Raw genomic sequence first — 336 nt, forward strand, 5'->3', positions numbered from 1 at the left:
CCGTTAACCAGCCGAGTCCGGTGAAATGAGGGCTGTGATAATGAAAAACGACAGGTTGTGGCTGTGTGCCATTGTGATGGCAGTCAGCGCGATGGCTGGCTGCGATCAAAAGCCCGCCTCAGTCACCCCCCGGCACAGTGCGGAAGACCAGGCCCGGCTGCAGGAATTTGTGACGCAGATAAAGTCAGAGCAGGTATTTGTGGAAGGCGGTGAATACCTGATGGGGGATTTTGGCGAGGAATATGGTGTGGAAAGGCTGCAGTACGACGGGCGTAAAGACAGCAAGCCTTTGCACCGGGTGGAGTTAAGCAGCTATTCGCTGAGTAAGTTCAAAGC

At 54.8% G+C, this 336-nt stretch carries 1 pseudogene; it reads left to right on the forward strand.

Annotated features, from left to right (window positions below):
• Positions 1–40 precede the first annotated feature (40 nt).
• Positions 41–336 (forward strand): annotated as a pseudogene (locus tag OGV94_RS00040) (formylglycine-generating enzyme family protein); the annotation flags it as partial.

Origin of the sequence: Citrobacter sp. Ce006 (assembly GCF_030336535.1) — a bacterium.
Classification (GTDB): Bacteria; Pseudomonadota; Gammaproteobacteria; order Enterobacterales; family Enterobacteriaceae; genus Citrobacter; species Citrobacter europaeus.